Raw genomic sequence first — 19,146 nt, 5'->3', positions numbered from 1 at the left:
AGAAATCGATCATATGAAACCACTCTTCTTGCTCGCATTATCTACACTGCCCTTTCATCTCAGTCATGCAGCTCAACCACCATTAGAACTCACCATTCAAAAAAGTTCAGCTCAATCGGCGCATTTGACCACGCGTATTCAATGGCTAGATTTTCCCAAACCCCAATATAAAAATAGCGATTTAAATCAACAAAACCGTGCAGCAATTATTCGTGTGTATGCAGATGAAACAGGTGATGTAACCAAAGCGACAGTCCAAGAAACGACTGGACTCAAAGCTTTGGATGAAAAGCTGGTGAATGCTGTGCTTCAAGCCAAAGTAAAACCAGTTATGGAGGACGACACCGCTTTAGCCGTCATTGGTTATCAAGTTTTTAATTTAAATTTAACCCCAGATGATGTCGAAGCATGTAACTATAGCTTTGACTCGAAGAATTGGCGTGCGCAACAACAGCAGCAAAAAGTGCCTTTTCAATATCAGGCTCAACCTACGCTTGCGCTAGATTCAACCCAGTTAAATGATCATGACCGTCAAATTAAATTTAGCTTTAAAGCCGATAAACACGGCAACATCAAGAAGCCTAAAATTATCAAAGGTTCAGGTATTTACGAGCTTGATCAACAAGTTTTACAAGCCGTTGCAAACAGCAAAGTCAGTGTTAAACGCACGGCAAGTACACTGTGGCTCTATAAAAAGTCTAAATTTAAAGATGCGATTGAATTCGATCTAAATGCTTGTCGTTAAGAATTTAGCATGACACGAGTTTTTACTCACTCGTGTCATCTCTCTAGATAAACTTTAAACCCATTCAGCACATATAAGCATGTGGCTAGTTGGTCTCTGAAAATAATTAGAACTGACTAAACATCCAATACACAAAAAGATAGCGTCCGATTTTCGCAATACTCACCATCACGACAAAACGAACAAAGTTTTCTTTGAGTAATCCTGCAATGAGGGTAATCGGATCACCAATGATGGGAATCCAACTGAGCAATAAAGACCAAAAACCATATTTTTGATAAATGCCCTGTGCCTGCAACATCTTTTGCTCTGAGACGGGAAACCATTTTTTGTTTTTGTATTGCTCAACTTTCAAGCCGAGCCACCAATTCACACAGCTACCTAAAATATTACCTAGACTGGCGACAGCTAACAACAACCACACTGAATACTGCGTCTGAGCCAACAATCCCACCAAGACTGCTTCTGACTGTAAAGGTAGCAGTGTTGCTGCTCCAAAAGCAGAAAGGAAAAGTAGTCCTAAGGCCCACATCATTTTATGATTTTAAACCTAGCTTTTTCTTGGTTGAGCTATAGGCAAAACCTGACCAGATCAATGCCAAAATCAACAATAACCAACGCGACCATGAATACTTATCAGCAATCGGTTCAATTGCGGCTCGAAGTACCGCCTGATCTTTGGTATTCAGCAGTTCAATGATTTTTTGAATGTGTACCGCTTCAGCTACAAATAGCACCAAACATCCCGCAATCCCCACAATAATACTGAGATAGATTTTAGGATTCGCTTCAATAATGCGGGTTAAATTGAGAAAAAACTCTTTTTTCATTACACTGATGTCCAAACAACCTTTCAACAAAAAAAGCCACCCATCGGTGGCTTTAAAGAATGGCTTATACCTTGAAGGTGCTAAGCTTAACACAGTTCAAGTCAGCGCTTCTGTAACTAATTCACTTGAAGCGCCAACGCACGCTGAACTGCAGGACGCGCTTGAATACGCTCCATATAAGCCTTCACATTTGGATAGTCATTTATATCAACTTGTTGCCATTCATAACGCAAAATCCATGGGAAAATTGCCATATCCGCTATCGAATACTCACCAGCCACATAGTTTTGACCAAAAAGCTGCTTGTCTAGTACAGCATACAAGCGCTTAGTTTCATTGACATAGCGTTCAGTCGCATACGCAATACGTTCGGGTGCAAATTTACTAAAGTGATGGTTCTGTCCAAGCATTGGACCAAAACCACCCATTTGCCACATCAACCACTGCTCAACTTCAACACGAGACTGTTCATCGCTTGGATAAAACTGTCCTGTTTTACGCCCTAAGTACTGCAAAATCGCCCCTGACTCAAACACAGAAATGGCTTCACCTTTAGGACCCTCTTGATCGACAATCGCAGGGATTTTATTGTTGGGTGAAATGCGCAGAAAGTCGGGTTGAAACTGATCATTTTCTAAAATATTGATGGGAAAAACTTGATACTCCAAACCCATCTCTTCTAATGCAATGCTAATTTTATGTCCATTGGGTGTTCCCCAATAATAAAGATCAATCATTTTAAAATTATTCTCCATACACCGTAGATGGTGGCTCTTTACACACCTTAATAGATTTAAAAAGAAACAACAAGCTCTGAAAATTAAAAATAATTTTATAATTATCAAATATATATAAAATTTATTTAAAAAAATAGATCTTTAACTTGATTTTTTTAAACTCAAACACATATTAATTATTGTGTTAGAAATGACGATTTTTAACATTCTGTCGATGTTTATACATGGCAGATTTAAGTTTTTATCTTCTTATTTTTAAAACTTTGCTGACCTCAGGAGGTTCTAATCATGAGTAATCTAAATCTTCATCCTTTATTTCGTCGTAGCATTGGATTTGACCGTTTAAATGATTTTATTGACTACGCCATGCAAAGTGATGCACCCAATTATCCTCCATACAACATAGAGAAATCTGGTGAAAACCGTTATCGCATTGTGGTGGCTACCGCAGGTTTTAGCCTAGAGGAATTAGGGCTGAGTCTAGAAAATCAGCTTCTTACCATTTCAGGTAAACCTGAAGTTGTTCAGAAAGAAACAACTGAATATCTGCATAAAGGAATCGCGCGTCGTGCCTTTAAATTGTCTTTACGCTTAGATGAACATATTGAAGTTCAACAAGCTGATTATGAGAATGGTTTATTGGTCATTGAGTTAGAACGAATCATACCAGAAGAGAAACTTCCACGCGAAATCCCAATTGGTAAGAAAAAACTTTTACTTGATCAGCCTGACTCTATAGAAAAAACTGTAAGCACTGAGTAATTATGCTTTAAATCAAAAAAGCCCTGCTATTCGAGCAGGGCTTTTTTGATGATTGGATGATTACTTTTTCTTTTTAGGACCAAGCAACATACCCATTTGACGACCTTCCATTTTTGGTGATTGTTCAACAACACCAATTTCAGCCACATCTGCTTCAACTTTTTGAAGTTGAGCCAAACCAAGCTGTTGATGCGCCATTTCACGACCACGGAAACGAAGAGTAATTTTTACTTTGTTGCCTTCTTCAAGGAACTTAGTGATTGCACGTAGTTTTACGTTGTAATCACCAACATCAGTACCCGGGCGGAGTTTGATTTCTTTCACCTGTACTTGATGCTGTTTTTTCTTCGCTTCTTTCTGCTTTTGCTTTAGATCAAACAAATGCTTGTTGAAGTCCATGATTTTACAAACAGGCGGTTCAGCGTTTGCTACGATCTCAACAAGATCAAGCTCAACACTTTCAGCAGCGCGTAATGCTTCTGCCAAGCTAACAATACCTTTTTGCTCACCATTTTCGTCTACAAGACGGACTTCTTTCGCACGAATTTCATCATTCAAAGCAGGACGGTTTGATTTGTTACCGCCCTGTTGATTACGGTCAGGCTGTTTAATCGCTGTTACTCCACAATGTACCGGCCGCGTTCGGCAACGGCTGCTTTTACTAGGTCAACGAAAGCGTCGATTGACATAGTACCCAAATTTGTTCCTGAGCGGGTACGCACGTTCACTGTACCTTCCTCTACCTCACGGTCCCCAAGTACCAGTAAGTAAGGAATACGCTCTAATGTACGTTCACGAATCTTAAAGCCGATTTTCTCATTTCTCAAGTCTGAAATCGCACGGAGACCGTTTTCTTTAAGTTTAGCGACGACTGACTCACATGCTTCCGCTTGTGAATCGGTAATGTTCATCACACATGCTTGAATTGGTGTTAACCAAGGTGGCATAAAGCCCGCATAGTGTTCGATTAGTATACCAATAAAACGTTCAAAACTGCCAAGTATTGCACGGTGCAACATTACAGGTTGATCACGATCATTGTCTTCAGTGACATATGACGCATCTAAACGTTCTGGCAAATTGAAGTCACATTGGATTGTACCACATTGCCATACACGGCCTAAGCAGTCTTTCAGTGAGAATTCAATTTTCGGACCATAGAATGCGCCTTCACCTGGTTGAAGTTCCCACTCCAAACCAGCAGCATCTAAAGCATCTGCTAAAGATTTTTCAGCCATATCCCAAAGTGCATCATCACCCACACGTTTTTCTGGACGTGTAGACAACTTCATTTGCACATCTTCGAAACCGAAGTCTTTATACACATCTAAAGTCAGTTGAATGAAGTCAGCCACTTCTTGACCAATTTGCTCTTTGGTACAGAAAATGTGTGCATCATCTTGCGTAAAACCACGAACACGCATAATGCCGTGCAGTGAACCCGATGGTTCGTTACGGTGACAAGAACCGAACTCAGCCAAACGAATTGGCAAATCACGGTATGATTTTAAACCTTGGTTGAACACTTGTACGTGACAAGGACAGTTCATCGGTTTAATTGCATAGTTACGACTTTCTGAATGCGTCGTGAACATACCATCCGCATAGTTTGCAGCATGGCCTGATTTTTCCCAAAGCGTGAAATCAACCACTTGCGGGGTACGAATTTCGAGGTAACCATTATCTTGTTGTACTTTGCGCATGTATTGTTCAAGTACTTGATAAATGGTCCAACCGTTTGGATGCCAGAACACCATACCTGGTGCTTCTTCTTGCATATGGAACAGGTCTAAAGCTTTACCAATTTTACGGTGGTCACGCTTTTCAGCTTCTTCAATACGTTTGATATAAGCTGCAAGCTGTTTTTTGTCTGCCCACGCTGTACCATAAATACGTTGTAACTGTTCATTCTTTGCATCGCCACGCCAATAAGCGCCTGACATTTTAGTCAGTTTGAATGCTTTTAAAAATTTAGTATTTGGCACGTGTGGACCACGGCACATATCTAAATAGTCTTGATGGTAGTATAAGCCCATTTGTGTTTCTTCAGGCATATCTGCAATCAAGCGTAATTTATATTCTTCACCACGCGCAGTGAATTCTGCAATGACTTCATCACGTGGGGTCATTTTTTTGATGACATCATAGTCTTGATCGATGAGCTTTTTCATACGCTCTTCGATGGCTGCCATATCATCTAAAGTGAATGGACGTGGCATCCAGATGTCATAGTAGAACCCTTCTTCAATGACAGGACCAATGACCATCTTTGCTTCTGGGAACAATTGCTTAACCGCATGCCCTACCAAGTGAGCGCAAGAGTGACGAATGATTTCGACACCTTCTTCGTCTTTAGGCGTAATAATTTGAAGGCTGGCATCCGTGGTAATCAAATCAGATGCATCGACTAAACGACCATCGACTTTTCCTGCAACTGTATTTTTCGCAAGACCCGGACCGATGCTCAGTGCAACATCCATCACAGATACAGCTTGATCAAATTGTTTTTGATCGCCATTTGGCAAAGTGATAATTGGCATAAAAAATCCTTAAGGAGTGATGCCCCGTACCATGGAGCATATCACCGCGAGATTATGATCGAGGTAAAACCTCAAAAGATAAAAACGGTGGATAAATAAAATCAGTCGAATTTTACACGTGTTATCCACAGGATTAAACCTTTTCCCCTAGAAAATTCACGTTTCAGCCCATTTTGAATTCATTTGCCAATCCATCAGCCTCCCTAAAATGAGGGGGATTGATGTTCCGCAATCCTTATCGCTACATTTTATAATGACTGTATCGGTCACTTTTTATTGAACAATGCAGCAACACAAGCATACACATTTTGCTTAAAAAGCAGGCTAAAATCTAACTAAAAGGGTTTATAGCGCACAGAATCCATAGATTCAGTTTAGATAAACTAAACAAAAAATTCAATAAATTCATCTAAAAAGCGCAACTCGACTAAAGCATAAATGCAAGATGGCTGAAAAATGCATATCTTTTAATCAATGGAAAAAATAATACCAAATTCAGGAGTGATCAACATGGTGAGTGCGTATGATGAGTTACCAAGAACCCCCGCAAACTTTGTAGCTTTGTCACCATTACGTTATTTAGAACGAGCTGCTTATATTTACCCTCATCAAGATGCCATCATTCATGGGCACCGCTATATTTCATGGCGTGAAACTTACCTTCGCTGTCGCCAATTTGCCTCACAGTTACAAAAATTGGGAATCACAAAGAACGATACTGTCTCTGTTTTGCTGCCCAATGTCCCTGCAATGATCGAAGCACATTTTGCAGTCCCAATGGCAGGTGCTGTGCTCAACACATTGAACACGCGCTTAGATGCCAAAACCATCGCATTTATGCTTGATCATGCAGAAACCAAAGTCTTATTGGTGGATCCAGAGTTTGCATCGGTTGCACAAGAAGCCTTGGCTTTGGTCGGACGCGATATTTTCGTGATTGATGTAGATGATGCTGAGTACGAAAACTGTTTTGCAGCCCCGATTGGGCAAATCGAGTATGAAGACTGGTTAACCGAAGGCGATGACAACTTTGAATGGCATTTACCTCAAGATGAATGGGATGCCATTAGCCTTAACTACACCTCTGGCACCACAGGCAACCCAAAAGGCGTGGTTTATCACCACCGTGGCGCTTATATCAATGCAGCCAGTAACATCATTGCTTGTGGCATGATACCACGTGCGACCTACTTGTGGACCTTACCTTTATTCCACTGTAACGGCTGGTGCTTTGCATGGACCATGGCAGCCAATGGGGGCACCAATATCTGTTTACGTAAAATTGACCCTGAACTCATTTTCAAAGTCATCGCTGAGCATAAAGTCGATTATTTCTGTGGTGCGCCAATTGTGCTATCCATGATGATCAACACCCCTGAAGAGCAACGGATCCACTTTGAGCATCGCGTTGAAGTGATGGTGGCAGGTGCTGCACCTCCTGCTGCAATCATTGAAGGCATGCGCCATATTGGTATAAATGTCACCCATGTTTATGGACTGACTGAAACCTATGGACCTTCTGCGCTTTGTGCCTCTCAAGCGGGTTGGTCTGACTTATCTATTCAGGAACAAGCGCAGTTGCACTCACGCCAAGGTGTACCTTACCCACTGCAAGATGGTATGAAAGTGCTGGATCCAGACACGATGCAACCTGTACCGCATGACGGTCAAACTATGGGTGAAATTATGTTCCGAGGTAACATTGTGATGAAAGGTTATCTCAAAAACCCTGAAGCCACGGCAGAAGCCTTTGCTGGTGGTTGGTTCCATACAGGCGATCTTGCCGTTTGCCAACCTGATGGCTATGCCAAAATTACTGACCGCTCTAAAGATGTCATTATTTCTGGAGGTGAGAATATTTCATCACTAGAAGTTGAAGAAATTCTCTATCAACATCCTGCTATTTTAACGGCTGCGGTGGTCGCGAAGCCCGATCCTCGCTGGCAAGAAGTGCCCTGTGCATTTATTGAACTCAAAGCAGGTAAAGAAACCACGCCTGAGGAAATCATTGAATTCTGTAAGCAACATCTGGCACGTTTTAAAGTCCCGAAAGATGTAGTGATTACCGAAATTCCAAAAACCTCGACAGGCAAGTTACAAAAATTTGTTCTACGCGATTGGGCCAAAGAGCGTGCAACGGGCGAGTTTAGCTAAACATTCAGCAGTCTATACAAGCAAATATTCTCAAATAAAAAAGCGACCTTGAAGGTCGCTTTTTTATGTCTAAATGACTTAATTATCTGAAATTAAAGCCACTTGCTGAATGTAGTTAAACAACTTCAAACGCGAAGCTTTAAGTTGTTCTTCATCCGCCTGTTGTTTCATATCACGGTGAATACGCAATACATGCTGACGAATGGTATGACGTTCCGCGGCATTATAAGTTTTGGAAAACTCATTAATGACCACATCACCATCTTTGATCATACGATCAACCCAACGCTGCAATTGAGCGGTTTTTTTCGCGCCTTGTTGCGGTGTCAAATAAGACAAAATCACCGTTTCATCTTCATTACGCAACAACTTCCCAATGCGTAAAAATTGGCGACGACGAGCTTCATTTGATGTAATCAGTTTCACATCCAAAAGGGCTTCAATCAAACGTTCTTCAACAGGTAAGTTTTGAATTTGTTTAGTGTTCAACTCTGCAAGTTGAGAACCCAAAGATGCCATACGTTGTACGGCTTTTTTCTGTTCAGTTTTACTTGCACGTCCTTCTAAAGATTCAAAGTCTTCTTCAGTAAAACTATGCGGTCGACGTGCCACGATTAATCTGCCTCGTAAAATTTTGCTGCAAATAGTGCCTGAATCTCAGATAAAGCTTGTTCTTCATCTGCGCCTTCAAGCACCAAGCGTAAAGTGGTGCCCTTTCCTGCGCCTAGCATCAGGAGGGACATAATATTTTTGGCATCCACCAATTTGTCTCCTTTTCCAATTTGGATTGAAGAACGGAATTTGGTGGTCACTTCAATGAGCTTGCCAGATGCACGCGCATGTAACCCTAGTTTATTAATTACGTCAACAGTTGTGTCAATCATGCCCAGTGCTTCATTTCTCGATGGAGGACCTGAATAGACCATTTTGCCTCAAGGGCTTTTTTTAGTCTATCCACAATATATACAGAGCGATGCTGCCCACCCGTACAACCAATTGACACGGTCATATAGTGACGATGCCCTTCAGCAAAAGCTGGTAACCATTTATCTAAAAATTTATAAATATCTTGGAACATTTCGTGGGTTTGCTCACTTTGTTCCAAAAATTTTTGCACAGGGGCATCCAGTCCAGAATACTTCCGCAGTTCTAAATCCCAATGGGGATTGGGTAAATGTCGAACATCAAACACATAGTCAGCATCTAACGGAATACCATGTTTAAAGCCGAAAGACTGCAAAATCAAAATCAGGTTATCCGACTGCCCCAACTTTGACAGCAAGGTATGCTTTAAGTCATGCACACTTTTATCGGTGGTATCAATATGCACAGTTGAGCGCAAATTAATCGGCAATAAAAGGGTTTTCTCTTCTTGAATGCACTGATTCAAACTTTGAAAGCGTGTCGCCAACGGATGCGGACGACGTGAAGCACTAAAGCGCGCAATTAGTTCTTGGTCACGCGTGGTCAAATAAATAATATCGACCGTACCATGCCTTTGCAATTGTTCAAACACCAAGTCGAACTCTTGCAAATCTGCACGTGTACTGCGTACATCCACACCAAGCGCCAACTGCTCAAGGTTATTTTCTCGATCCAGTTTAGCCACAATCTCTGGAAGTAAGGCCAAAGGCAAATTATCAATACAGTAATAACCGAGGTCTTCCAATACTTGTAATGCAGAGGATTTACCCGAACCAGACTGTCCTGTAACAATTAAAATGCGCTTCATCTTAATCCTTTGAGAGGTGAGCTTGCCTAAATATGTTTCACTTTCAAGTTATCAATTAAACGAGTTGCCCCGAGTTTTGCCGCAACAAAAAGCACCACATCTTGGTCAAACGCATCCAATTTCTGCAATGCAGGTGTGCGTGCTTCCACATAATCCACAACAAAACCAGCCTGTGTCAATGTCGCCTTTATATTTGCTAACACATCAGCTAAAGCGGTACCAGTTTGCAGCGACTGTTCTGCCGCTTTTAAACTTTGATAAATGGCCGGTGCCTTTTGACGGTTTTCTTCGCTTAAATAACCATTACGTGAACTTAAAGCCAAACCATCTTCTGCACGTGCAATTGCCACACCCATCACTTCAAGCGGCATATTCAAATCACGAACAAATTGACGAATCACAGCCAACTGTTGATAGTCTTTTTCACCAAAGAAAGCAAAAGTGGGTTGCACAATATTGAACAGTTTCGTCACCACAACGGCGACACCATCAAAATGCCCTGGGCGTTGTAGACCACACAAATCATTGGTGATATCTGAAACAGTAATATTGGTCAAACGTGGACTGTTGCCATACATTTGCTCAACCGATGGTGCAAACACGATGTCACAACCAACCTCGGCCAACAAGCGCTGATCTTGTTCCAAGGTGCGTGGGTAACTGTCAAAATCTTCATTGGGTCCAAATTGAATCGGATTCACAAAAATACTAACTACAACCACATCACAGAGTTTTTTCGCTTCGCGCACAAGGTTCAAATGCCCCTGATGCAAGTTGCCCATGGTCGGGACGAAACCAATACTTTTTCGAGCCGTTCGCGCAGGGTTCAATGATGCTGAGAGGCCTTGGATCGTGGTTTCAGTTTTCATGTTTTACAGCTCGACTTGGAATGTTTGTTCTTTTGCAGGGAATGAGCTATCAAGCACCGCTGCATGGTATGCCTTGAACGCATCCAAAATCGCCGTTTCCCCTGCTTGTTCTTTCATAAAGTTACGCACAAATTTTGCAACACGACCAAAAGTCAGTCCAAGCATGTCTTGTACCACCAAGACTTGACCATCGGTATCCACACCTGCGCCAATGCCAATGACAGGTACATGTGGGAACAACTCACTAATTTCTTTCCCGAGCTGCGCAGGCACACACTCTAATAACAGCACCGCAGCACCCGCATCAACCACCGCTTGGCAGTCCGCAATTAATTGGTCTGCCGCTTCACGTGTGCGTGCTTGTAATTTATAGCCACCAAACACATGTACAGACTGTGGGGTTAAACCTAAGTGTACACATACAGGAATACCGTTGCGTGTCAAAACCTGAACCGTTTCAGCCAGCCACGCACCACCTTCAACTTTGACCATTTGTGCGCCCGCTTGCATCACCACTTTTGAGCTTTGCAAAGCATCATTTAAGGTGGCATAGCTCATAAACGGTAAATCGGTCATGATCAAGGCATGCTGGTTACCACGGCGTACAGCTGCGGTATGGTAAGCCATATCTTCAACCGTAACAGGCAAAGTGGAATCACGACCTTGAATCGCCATACCTAGTGAATCACCAATTAAAATGGTATCAATTTCAGCAAGTTCCATTGCCTTTGCCATACTTGCATCATAGCAAGTCAGGCAGGAAAATTTGCGACCTTCTGCTTTAAATTTTCTTAAGTCATTTAAACTAATCATCAAACTATTCCTTTCAACATCTTTAGCTCGGCTAAATTAAATCTCTGCCCAATTGCCTGCATCCAGCACGCTCAACGTGGGTTGTTGTACAACAGGCAACTGTTTCAACGCAATACCATCAATGTGTAAATCTGGGTCTAAATCCAGTAGTGGAATCAACACAAAATCACGTTCCATCACACCAACATGCGGCACGGTTAAGCGTTCATGCTGAATTTTCTCTTCTGCATAGATCAGTAAATCTAAATCTAAAGTACGTTCACCCCAATGGCGTAAACGTACACGTCCCGACTCTTGTTCAAAACGTTGCAATTCATCCAGCAAGGCCAACGGCGCCAAGTTTGTGCTGAGTTGCACCACGGCATTTAAATAATTAGGCTGGTCTTGCGGTCCCATCGGTGGGCTTTGATACAGCTTGGAGGTTTTTACATCTCCTAGACTGGCCAACTTGTGTACCGCTTCAGTCAAAATCACTTTAGAGTCGCCTAAGTTGCTACCTAGACCAATGTACGTGACGATGCTCATTGTGTCGGCCCAAAAATCACGCTGCTTAAATCACGTTGAACACGTTTACGTTTTAAAATTGGGTGGTCTACACCAATCTCGGTCGAGCTATGACCTGCTCCCTTACCAATCTGGGTACGAGCTTCAGCGTGTTGCTTCGGTTTACGTGCACGGCGACTGCGTGATTCTTGCTCTTGCACCAAAGGCTCAATTTCATGACTTACCGTTTTGGCAATCGCCGCTTCTTCAGCACTTGCTTTACCACTGCGACGTGATTTTGCACGTTGGCGATTATATTGACTAATGGCACGTTCTTTTTCATCGGTGCTCATCAACTGATAGGCATCCCACCACTGTCCCATGCCGAGCGTACCGTCATCACCGGATTTTTCGCGAAGCAACAAGAAGTCAAAGCCTGCACGAAAACGTGCATGGCTAGATAAGGCTTGAATTTGCTGTGCTTTCGGGTTGAGTAAACGAGTTTGCATTTCCCACACTTCACGAATAAAGGTTTCGGCAAAGCGAGGAATAATGGTCCGCGTGGCCTGGCGCTTTAATACATCAAGTCCCGCTTGTGCACGCGCTTCAGCCGCAACCACACCTTTACCGCTATAAAACTCACAACGCTCTAAGAACGGCTGCCATAACAACACCGCATAGAAAAATGCAGGATTGATGGTTTTGCCCATTTGAATACGCTGATCGGTATTTTTAGCAGCACGTTCAATAAATGGGGTAATATTCGGTTGGATATCTGCAAATAACTGCTTCCAAATGCCGAAGTCAATCAGCATTGGCAACACACGATTTAGATGTCCCATCGTGAACAACTTCTGAGATTCATCATATAAACGGTGCGGCGAAACATCACGCAGCAACTGCGTCATTTCCAAGGTGAAAACGTCGAGAATTTGCTGATCGATTGAGAAACCTAATTTTGCAGCAAAACGCAAAGTCCGTAGCATTCGCACAGGATCTTCTTCAAAACGCGTTTGTGCATCACCCAGTAGACGTAAGGTTTTATTTTTAATGTCATCCACAGCATGACAGAAATCTAAGACAACGCCCTTGCGTGGCTGATAGTACATTGCATTAATTGAAAAATCGCGGCGAGCAAAGTCTTGCTCTATCGTGCCCCAATTGTTATCACGCAAAATCATGCCTTGCGCAGAGGTGACTTCTTTCTTCGGCGGTGCACGGAAAGTTGCCACTTCAACTAACTCACGACCAGAATAGACATGAGCCAGCTCAAAACGGCGCCCGATAATACGGCAACGTCGTCCGAAAACTTCTTTTACCTGTGACGGTGTTGCATTGGTCACTGCATCAAAATCTTTGGGATTTAGGCCAAGCATCATGTCGCGGACACCGCCACCGACGATATACGCTTCATAGCCTGCCTTAGTTAATGCATCGATCACATCTAAAATGTAAGAAGGTAATTGAGCGGTTGATAAACCACATTTTGACGCGCGCAAAGTTTGCAAAAGCCGCTGTCTCCTACGCCTAAACGTAAAATTCTAAGATGACGCTAATCATATATCTAACACAATCAAAGGGCAATTTGATTATCGAAAGCAAAGCAGGATTCTGATCAATTCACCAATAAATGACACCGCTTTTTCACAAGCCCAAACGGGTTTTATTTTTTGCAAAAATTGCCGGTCCAATCCCGCGCACCTGTTGTAACTCATCTATAGTCTCAAATGGCCCTTGTTTCTGGCGATAGGCCACGATTGCCTGTGCCTTTTTTAGACCCACACCCTGAAGTTGCTGTAATTGATCAACACTGGCTTGATTTAAACTAATTTTATTTGTGCTCGACACAGGTTGAGCCTGAACAGGAGACACAGCACGTTTCACGCTTTTAGGAGCTTGAATACGATCATCCCACGCCTGCTGCTCTGCTTTCCAGTTCAGGTAGTTCTGATCAAAAGACTGTGCATAACTACTGGGTACCCAAGCCAGTAAACTCAGTAATAACAACGCAATGATCAACAAACTTACTTTTATTTTTATCAATTCAAGCCACCATTTTTATTATTTCAGTTGTAATTTGGCTTGCTCCCACAGTTGATCCATTTCTTCTAAAGACATCTGCTCAATCTTTTTTTGTTGTTGCAAAGCTTGATCTTCAATGAAAGCAAAACGATTGCGAAATTTATAAATCGTACTCAAAAGCGACATTTCGCTTGAGACGCCCAGTTTACGTCCAACATTGATCATTGAAAATAAACAATCACCAAATTCATCTGCTATTTCATCGGAATTTTGCTGTTGAACCGCATATTTCAATTCAGCTAATTCTTCTTCAAGCTTGGCATAAGCACCGGCCACATCAGGAAAGTCAAAACCGATCTGTGCTGCATTTTTTTGAATCTGTTCCGCTTGTTGTAAGGCTGGGCCATGCTTGATACTGTCTAATCGTGACTGTGCCTTACCCTGCTTTTCCTGTTGTTTAATTTGCTTCCAAAGCTCGCCCACATCTTCGGCAGACAAAGCTGAAAACTGCTGTGCTTGAAAGACATGGGGATGACGACGAATCAGTTTTTCTGTGATGGCATGAACCACATCTTGAAAATTAAAAGCCCCTTGCTCGGCATACATCTGTGACTGGAACACCACCTGTAGCAGTAAATCCCCCAACTCATCGCGCACCTCATCAGCTTTACCTGAACGCACAGCTGCTTCAACTTCATAAGCCTCTTCAATGGCATAGCGGGTTAGACTTTCTGGGGTTTGCTGTTGATCCCATGGACATTTTTCACGTAATTCACGCATCACGTTAAGTAATTGTTCCATGTTTATCTCTCTTCAAAAATCATATTGATAAAAATTACATTATGACGGCATTCATTTGTTATGCTCAATCCAATCACAACAATAACATCAAGAAAAAGAGCAACAAGGAGCAGTTTCAATGCGCAGTATTTTGATTAGCGGTGTAGCCCAAGGTATTGGTGAGGCCATCGCTCGCTTATTTTATGCACATCACTACAAGGTGGGAATTTATGACATTAATAGTGCTCAAGCCCAACAGCTGGCAGCCAGCCTCGGCCCAAATGCCAAAGCAGGACAACTCGATGTTTCCAACTATCAAGACTGGCAAACTGCTTTAGCCGAGTTTGTCGCATGGGCGGGCGAGCTCAATATCTTGGTCAATAACGCAGGAATTCTATTCTCAGGGCCTTTTGAATGAACAGAGATCAGCGCACATAACAAAACTATCTCGATCAATGTTAATGGTGTACTGAATGGCTGTCACGCTGCATTGCCCTACCTCAAACAAGCGAATTTTGCCCGCATCATCAACCTTTCTTCAGCCTCAGCCATCTATGGTCAAGCCGATTTGGTCTCGTACTCTGCCAGTAAGTTTGCGGTACGCGGCATCACCGAAGGCTTAGATACCGAATGGCAGAAATATGGCATTCGCGTATTAGATGTCATGCCGCTATTTGTACAAACTGCCATGGTGCAGGATATGCAAGCGAAGACTATTCAAAACATGGGGGTACACTTAACTGCAGAAGATGTAGCGCAACACGTTTTTCAAAGGGCTGTTGCAAAAGATACGGCACTCACTGCAACGCATCAAGCCGTGGGCGCCAAAGCCAAGCTTTTATTTCAACTGAGTAAAATCAGTCCTCAATTTCTGAATCGCCTGACCAATTTGTACCTTTCTAAATAAAAAAGCCTGCAATTGCAGGCTCTTTTTATTTCAGTTTGTTTAGTTACCTTGCACCAAACGACGCGCACTAATAATGCCTGGTTGTTGCTCTAACCGCGCCAACAGTTTTGATAATTGTGATAAACCTTTAACTTCAATCAACAATTTCATATTGGCAATACCGTCTGCTTCAGAGATGGTGTTGACCTGACGAATATTGATTTGATCGGAGAAAATCACTTGGGTCAAATCTTTAAGCAAACCACGGCGATCATAAGCTTCCACCACAATTTGTACACTCTGACCACGCGTTGGCTGCATTTCCCAATCGGCTTCTACTGCACGCTCCGGTTCATTTTGAATCATGCGTAAGTAGTCAGGACACGCCACTTTGTGAATACTCACCCCACGGTTCAAGGTGATATAACCCGCAATTGACTCACCATGCACAGGCTGACAACACTGCGCCACATGCAGCTCAACGTTATCTAAACCATCAATCAAAATGCCATGCGCTGACAAAGTATGACTAGCACGTGGATTCAATGTCGGCTTCAGCACCAGTTCAGGTTCGTCCTGATCCAAATGCATATGGCGGTTCACCTGATTGATCAAGGCATGCAGACTAATGTCACCATTGACCAGTGCAATCAGAATATCTTCACCCGCTTTGACATTGAAATGATTGCAGTAATCATTCAAATCAATACTTTTTGGATGGATTGCTAAACGTGAAAGCTCTTTGTTGAGCAGGTCACGGCCCACTTCCAAGTTTTTGCTGCGGTCTTGTTGTCTAAACCAATGGCGCAGCTTGTCACGCGCACGTGCCGTCTTGATATAACCTAAAGAGTTCACCAACCAATCACGGTTTGGCTCACGGTCTTTCTTGGTTAAAATCTCAACTTGCTCACCCGTTTTTAAGGTATAAGTTAGCGGAACATAACGCTGATTCACCCGTGCGGCATAACACTTATTACCGACTTGAGTATGCACATGATAAGCAAAGTCGAGTACGGTCGAACCACGTGGTAGCTCTTTAATATCGCCATCACGGCTAAACACATAAATCTTCTCAAAATCCTCAAAATCTTGAATTTGCTCAAAATTTTCAGAGTCTTCATCAGACTTATGTACATTCGCATCATTGCGCTCTTGATAGTGTTCAAGTACTGCACGCAATGAATGTAAACGATGGTTAAAAGAGCGATCGGTATTCTTACCACCCTCTTTATAGTTAAAGTGCGAACACACCCCAAGTTCTGCTTCTTCATGCATGCTCTTGGTACGAATCTGAACTTCCAGTGACTTATTTTCCGCAATCACAGCCGTATGCAGTGAGCGGTAACCATTGGCTTTCGGATTGGTAATATAGTCATCAAACTGATGCGGAATATGCCGCCAAATTTGGTGCACGATCCCCAACGAGTGATAGCACTCAGGTACGGTTTTAACCAAGACCCGAACGGCACGAATGTCATAGAGCTGATCGAAGCTCAGGTTCTTACTTTTCATTTTTCGATAAATCGAATAAATGTGTTTTACCCTGCCGCTAATTTCAGCTTCAATGCCATGCTCGTTCAAAGATGCACGCAATGTATCAATCACAAACTGAATATATTGCTCACGCTCCAGTCGCTTTTCATTCAGCAGCGTCGCAATTTCTTTATAGCGATCGGGTGCTAAATAGCGAAAGGCTAAATCTTCCAGTTCCCACTTTAACTGCGCAATCCCTAAACGGTGTGCCAGAGGTGAGTAAATGGTTAAGATTTCTCGTGCTACACGCTCTTGACGTTCTTTAGATGAAGTCGCCAATTCACGCAGTGCATAAGTTCGCTCAGCCAATTTGATCAGTACAACGCGCACGTCTTCCGTCACTGAAATCAACATTTTATAAATGCCGTTTAAGTGCTCGCGCTGATTGTTATTAAAGTGATCTTCGAGGCGTTTATTCTGCTCGATGAGGTCAGACAACTTACCCATAGCCAAAGTGCCTTTGACCAGTGCATGCACTTGTTCGCCAAAATGCTCTTGTACTTCCGCCAATGGAATCACGCCTTCGCGTACACCACGATAGAGCATCGCAGCAGCCAAGGTGTCTTCATCGACATGTAAATGGGCCAGAATATCCGCCATTTCAATACCGGTATAAAAGGTATTGGAACGATGATTAACCGTGGTTTCTAACTCTTTTTGTAAAGTCAAATTGGCAACTTCTTCGAGTTGCTCAAGCTTCGCATCATCTAATATGCTTCGAACACGATCTAACCATTCAGCCAAATCATGTTGAGCTTGTTCGGCATGCTCTACAGTCGCCTCCTGAGACAACTCATTGAGTCGCCCAGGTAGTTGCTCACGTACTGTGACCATACCCTTCTCCTACACTTTTACGCTTCATATTCTTTAATCGTTTATCTCATTATCTTTTTCAAACAATGCTATCGACTCAACGTGACCTGTGTGAGTAAACATGTCCATCACACCGGCTTTGACTAATCGATAACCCTGTTGTACCAACAGCCCCGCATCCCTTGCGAGTGTCGCTGGATTACACGACACGTAAACGATTCTTTTTGCACCAAAGTTAGGCATATAATGCATTATTTCCTCTGCGCCTGCACGTGGAGGATCTATCAATAATGCATCAAATCCTTGATTTGCCCAAGAATGATGCGAGAAATCTTTTGTTAAATCTTGTGAAAAGAACTTCAACTGGCCAAGAGCATTACGTTCCGCATTTTCTGCACCACGTTGAACCATTTCTTCACTGCCTTCAACACCAACCACTTGTCCTGTTTCACCCACGCATCGAGCCAAAGGCAAAGAGAAATTTCCTAGACCACAGAACAAATCGAGAACACGTTCTCCTTGTTTTAAATCTAGCAAGTCACATGCCAATTTCACCATTTGCGGGTTAATGGTTGAGTTTACTTGAGTAAAGTCGTGTGGGTTAAATCCAAATGCCACATCAAAATCATTTAAACGATAATGTAAACGCATCTCTGCATGTTCATCATCCATACGCTTTAGACTGTCTGGGCCTGCAGCTTGTAAATACAACTGCCACCCTCTGTCTAACGCAAATTGTTTTAATCGGTTGACATCCTCTGTGTTTAATTTTTCAGTATGTCGCACCGTGAGGGCGATGTCACAATCCCCCATGGCCAATTCTATATGACCAATAGCCGCTTTGGCTGTTAGACTTTGGAGTAACTGCTTTAAGCGTGTGATCGAACCAAACGCTTGATCTAACACCAAACAACGATCAATTGAAGTCAATTTATTGGTTTGACGCTCTCGAAAACCCACGACCAATTGGTCTTTATGTGGCAAATAACGTACCCCAATGCGTGCTTTACGACGGTAGTCTTCACGTAAAGAGCGCAAAGGCGGCAACCATTGTTCAGGTTGAATCCCCGCAAAATGCTGCAAATGCGATTTAAGCACATCTTGCTTTAAGCGAATTTGTTCATCGGGATGAATATGCTGCATATTACAGCCACCACAGCTTTTAAAATGCGGGCACTTCGGTTCAACCCGAAAAGCAGAGGCTTTACTAAGGAGTTGGACAGCATCGGCTTCCTCTAAACGCTTTACCGCATGGGTAATCTGCGCTTTAACCGTTTCACCCGGCAATGCATAGCTAATAAAGACTTTTTTACCCTGCTTGTCTGCAGGATGGTCTGGATGCGAACCATAGTGCGCAATGCCGCGTCCTTCATGCGAAAGTGACTCAACCTGAAAAATATAACTGGGCTGTTGAGTTGGACGAGGTTTGGCTCTATGTTTCATGTGT

At 42.8% G+C, this 19,146-nt stretch carries 19 protein-coding genes and 1 pseudogene; 4 read left to right on the top strand and 16 right to left on the bottom strand.

Annotation, left to right across the window (positions count from 1 at the left end):
• Positions 1-13: 13 nt before the first annotated feature.
• The gene (locus ACF8FD_RS09645; RefSeq protein WP_392453342.1) at positions 14-745 is read left to right on the top strand and encodes an energy transducer TonB; all 732 of its coding nucleotides are present in this window, start codon (positions 14-16) and stop codon (positions 743-745) included.
• Positions 746-851: 106 nt separating this feature from the next.
• On the opposite strand, the gene ACF8FD_RS09640 is transcribed toward ACF8FD_RS09645, so the two are convergent.
• The 3 genes from ACF8FD_RS09640 to ACF8FD_RS09630 all read right to left on the bottom strand — a co-directional run bounded on the left by ACF8FD_RS09640 (position 852) and on the right by ACF8FD_RS09630 (position 2,312).
• On the bottom strand, positions 852-1,280 hold the full coding sequence (locus tag ACF8FD_RS09640) for a YqaA family protein (protein ID WP_234304027.1): 429 nt from the start codon (positions 1,278-1,280) through the stop codon (positions 852-854).
• A 1-nt stretch (position 1,281) separates the two neighbouring features.
• Positions 1,282-1,575 carry a hypothetical protein gene (locus tag ACF8FD_RS09635; RefSeq protein ID WP_234304028.1) on the bottom strand — a complete coding sequence of 98 codons (294 nt, stop codon included), beginning with the start codon at positions 1,573-1,575 and terminating at the stop codon, positions 1,282-1,284.
• 116 nt (positions 1,576-1,691) lie between these two features.
• Positions 1,692-2,312: a glutathione binding-like protein gene (locus tag ACF8FD_RS09630; protein WP_234304029.1), complete on the bottom strand. Its 621-nt coding sequence runs from the start codon at positions 2,310-2,312 to the stop codon at positions 1,692-1,694.
• Positions 2,313-2,600: 288 nt separating this feature from the next.
• Between ACF8FD_RS09630 and ACF8FD_RS09625 the strand changes: the two genes are divergently transcribed.
• Positions 2,601-3,074, top strand: a complete 474-nt coding sequence (locus ACF8FD_RS09625; RefSeq protein WP_058868963.1) for an Hsp20 family protein — start codon at positions 2,601-2,603, stop codon at positions 3,072-3,074.
• A gap of 60 nt (positions 3,075-3,134) precedes the next feature.
• Here the strand turns inward: ACF8FD_RS09625 and infC are convergent, their stop codons facing one another.
• Entirely contained in the window at positions 3,135-3,686 is a 552-nt protein-coding gene (gene infC / locus ACF8FD_RS09620; protein ID WP_050796974.1) for a translation initiation factor IF-3, read from the bottom strand.
• Between the two features lie 5 nt (positions 3,687-3,691).
• The gene (thrS, locus tag ACF8FD_RS09615) at positions 3,692-5,614 is read right to left on the bottom strand and encodes a threonine--tRNA ligase (protein ID WP_151836216.1); all 1,923 of its coding nucleotides are present in this window, start codon (positions 5,612-5,614) and stop codon (positions 3,692-3,694) included.
• A 510-nt stretch (positions 5,615-6,124) separates the two neighbouring features.
• On the opposite strand from thrS, the gene ACF8FD_RS09610 reads away from it, so the two are divergent.
• A complete protein-coding gene (locus ACF8FD_RS09610; protein WP_392453341.1) occupies positions 6,125-7,768 on the top strand; it encodes an acyl-CoA synthetase in 1,644 nt (547 codons plus the stop codon).
• A gap of 78 nt (positions 7,769-7,846) precedes the next feature.
• Here the strand turns inward: ACF8FD_RS09610 and yjgA are convergent, their stop codons facing one another.
• From yjgA to mazG, 9 genes are all read right to left on the bottom strand, one after another.
• A complete protein-coding gene (gene yjgA / locus ACF8FD_RS09605; protein WP_005400753.1) occupies positions 7,847-8,380 on the bottom strand; it encodes a ribosome biogenesis factor YjgA in 534 nt (177 codons plus the stop codon).
• A 2-nt stretch (positions 8,381-8,382) separates the two neighbouring features.
• On the bottom strand, positions 8,383-8,652 hold the full coding sequence (locus tag ACF8FD_RS09600; RefSeq protein WP_010325935.1) for an HPr family phosphocarrier protein: 270 nt from the start codon (positions 8,650-8,652) through the stop codon (positions 8,383-8,385).
• Positions 8,649-9,500 (bottom strand): RNase adapter RapZ, encoded by an 852-nt coding sequence (gene rapZ, locus ACF8FD_RS09595; RefSeq protein WP_004692298.1) that lies wholly within the window; start codon positions 9,498-9,500, stop codon positions 8,649-8,651. Before rapZ ends, ACF8FD_RS09600 begins: the two co-directional genes overlap by 4 nt.
• 26 nt (positions 9,501-9,526) lie before the next feature.
• Complete coding sequence (gene panC / locus ACF8FD_RS09590; RefSeq protein ID WP_058868960.1) at positions 9,527-10,369, bottom strand: pantoate--beta-alanine ligase; 843 nt, start codon at positions 10,367-10,369, stop codon at positions 9,527-9,529.
• A 3-nt stretch (positions 10,370-10,372) separates the two neighbouring features.
• On the bottom strand, positions 10,373-11,182 hold the full coding sequence (gene panB, locus ACF8FD_RS09585; protein ID WP_004692301.1) for a 3-methyl-2-oxobutanoate hydroxymethyltransferase: 810 nt from the start codon (positions 11,180-11,182) through the stop codon (positions 10,373-10,375).
• 36 nt (positions 11,183-11,218) lie between these two features.
• The gene (gene folK / locus ACF8FD_RS09580; protein ID WP_287167368.1) at positions 11,219-11,707 is read right to left on the bottom strand and encodes a 2-amino-4-hydroxy-6-hydroxymethyldihydropteridine diphosphokinase; all 489 of its coding nucleotides are present in this window, start codon (positions 11,705-11,707) and stop codon (positions 11,219-11,221) included.
• Positions 11,704-13,173: a polynucleotide adenylyltransferase PcnB gene (gene pcnB, locus ACF8FD_RS09575; protein ID WP_392453340.1), complete on the bottom strand. Its 1,470-nt coding sequence runs from the start codon at positions 13,171-13,173 to the stop codon at positions 11,704-11,706. Before pcnB ends, folK begins: the two co-directional genes overlap by 4 nt.
• 136 nt (positions 13,174-13,309) lie before the next feature.
• Complete coding sequence (locus ACF8FD_RS09570) at positions 13,310-13,708, bottom strand: ComEA family DNA-binding protein (RefSeq protein ID WP_205667125.1); 399 nt, start codon at positions 13,706-13,708, stop codon at positions 13,310-13,312.
• A gap of 18 nt (positions 13,709-13,726) precedes the next feature.
• Positions 13,727-14,488 carry a nucleoside triphosphate pyrophosphohydrolase gene (gene mazG, locus ACF8FD_RS09565; RefSeq protein WP_205667126.1) on the bottom strand — a complete coding sequence of 254 codons (762 nt, stop codon included), beginning with the start codon at positions 14,486-14,488 and terminating at the stop codon, positions 13,727-13,729.
• A gap of 118 nt (positions 14,489-14,606) precedes the next feature.
• Here mazG and ACF8FD_RS09560 point away from each other — a divergent pair.
• A pseudogene (locus tag ACF8FD_RS09560) lies at positions 14,607-15,374 on the top strand (SDR family oxidoreductase).
• Between the two features lie 39 nt (positions 15,375-15,413).
• Here the strand turns inward: ACF8FD_RS09560 and ACF8FD_RS09555 are convergent.
• A complete protein-coding gene (locus tag ACF8FD_RS09555; RefSeq protein ID WP_004979149.1) occupies positions 15,414-17,720 on the bottom strand; it encodes a bifunctional (p)ppGpp synthetase/guanosine-3',5'-bis(diphosphate) 3'-pyrophosphohydrolase in 2,307 nt (768 codons plus the stop codon).
• Positions 17,721-17,753: 33 nt separating this feature from the next.
• Entirely contained in the window at positions 17,754-19,142 is a 1,389-nt protein-coding gene (gene rlmD / locus ACF8FD_RS09550; protein ID WP_281963363.1) for a 23S rRNA (uracil(1939)-C(5))-methyltransferase RlmD, read from the bottom strand.
• Positions 19,143-19,146 lie beyond the last annotated feature (4 nt).

Origin of the sequence: Acinetobacter sp. TYF_19, from assembly GCF_043105125.1 — a bacterium.
Lineage (GTDB): Bacteria > Pseudomonadota > Gammaproteobacteria > Pseudomonadales > Moraxellaceae > Acinetobacter > Acinetobacter johnsonii.
The sequence above is the reverse complement of the archived record's forward strand: the minus strand, read 5'-3'. Positions and strand labels throughout refer to the sequence as shown.

Coding starts and splice junctions, on each gene's coding strand:
- ACF8FD_RS09610 (WP_392453341.1), top strand. CDS start 6,125: ATGGTGAGTGCGTATGATGAGTTACCAAGAACCCCCGCAAACTTTGTA.
- ACF8FD_RS09640 (WP_234304027.1), bottom strand. CDS start 1,280: ATGATGTGGGCCTTAGGACTACTTTTCCTTTCTGCTTTTGGAGCAGCA.
- rlmD (WP_281963363.1), bottom strand. CDS start 19,142: ATGAAACATAGAGCCAAACCTCGTCCAACTCAACAGCCCAGTTATATT.
- ACF8FD_RS09555 (WP_004979149.1), bottom strand. CDS start 17,720: ATGGTCACAGTACGTGAGCAACTACCTGGGCGACTCAATGAGTTGTCT.
- folK (WP_287167368.1), bottom strand. CDS start 11,707: ATGAGCATCGTCACGTACATTGGTCTAGGTAGCAACTTAGGCGACTCT.
- ACF8FD_RS09625 (WP_058868963.1), top strand. CDS start 2,601: ATGAGTAATCTAAATCTTCATCCTTTATTTCGTCGTAGCATTGGATTT.
- rapZ (WP_004692298.1), bottom strand. CDS start 9,500: ATGAAGCGCATTTTAATTGTTACAGGACAGTCTGGTTCGGGTAAATCC.
- panB (WP_004692301.1), bottom strand. CDS start 11,182: ATGATTAGTTTAAATGACTTAAGAAAATTTAAAGCAGAAGGTCGCAAA.
- mazG (WP_205667126.1), bottom strand. CDS start 14,488: ATGGAACAATTACTTAACGTGATGCGTGAATTACGTGAAAAATGTCCA.
- ACF8FD_RS09635 (WP_234304028.1), bottom strand. CDS start 1,575: ATGAAAAAAGAGTTTTTTCTCAATTTAACCCGCATTATTGAAGCGAAT.
- ACF8FD_RS09630 (WP_234304029.1), bottom strand. CDS start 2,312: ATGATTGATCTTTATTATTGGGGAACACCCAATGGACATAAAATTAGC.
- panC (WP_058868960.1), bottom strand. CDS start 10,369: ATGAAAACTGAAACCACGATCCAAGGCCTCTCAGCATCATTGAACCCT.
- thrS (WP_151836216.1), bottom strand. CDS start 5,614: ATGCCAATTATCACTTTGCCAAATGGCGATCAAAAACAATTTGATCAA.
- ACF8FD_RS09600 (WP_010325935.1), bottom strand. CDS start 8,652: ATGATTGACACAACTGTTGACGTAATTAATAAACTAGGGTTACATGCG.
- ACF8FD_RS09645 (WP_392453342.1), top strand. CDS start 14: ATGAAACCACTCTTCTTGCTCGCATTATCTACACTGCCCTTTCATCTC.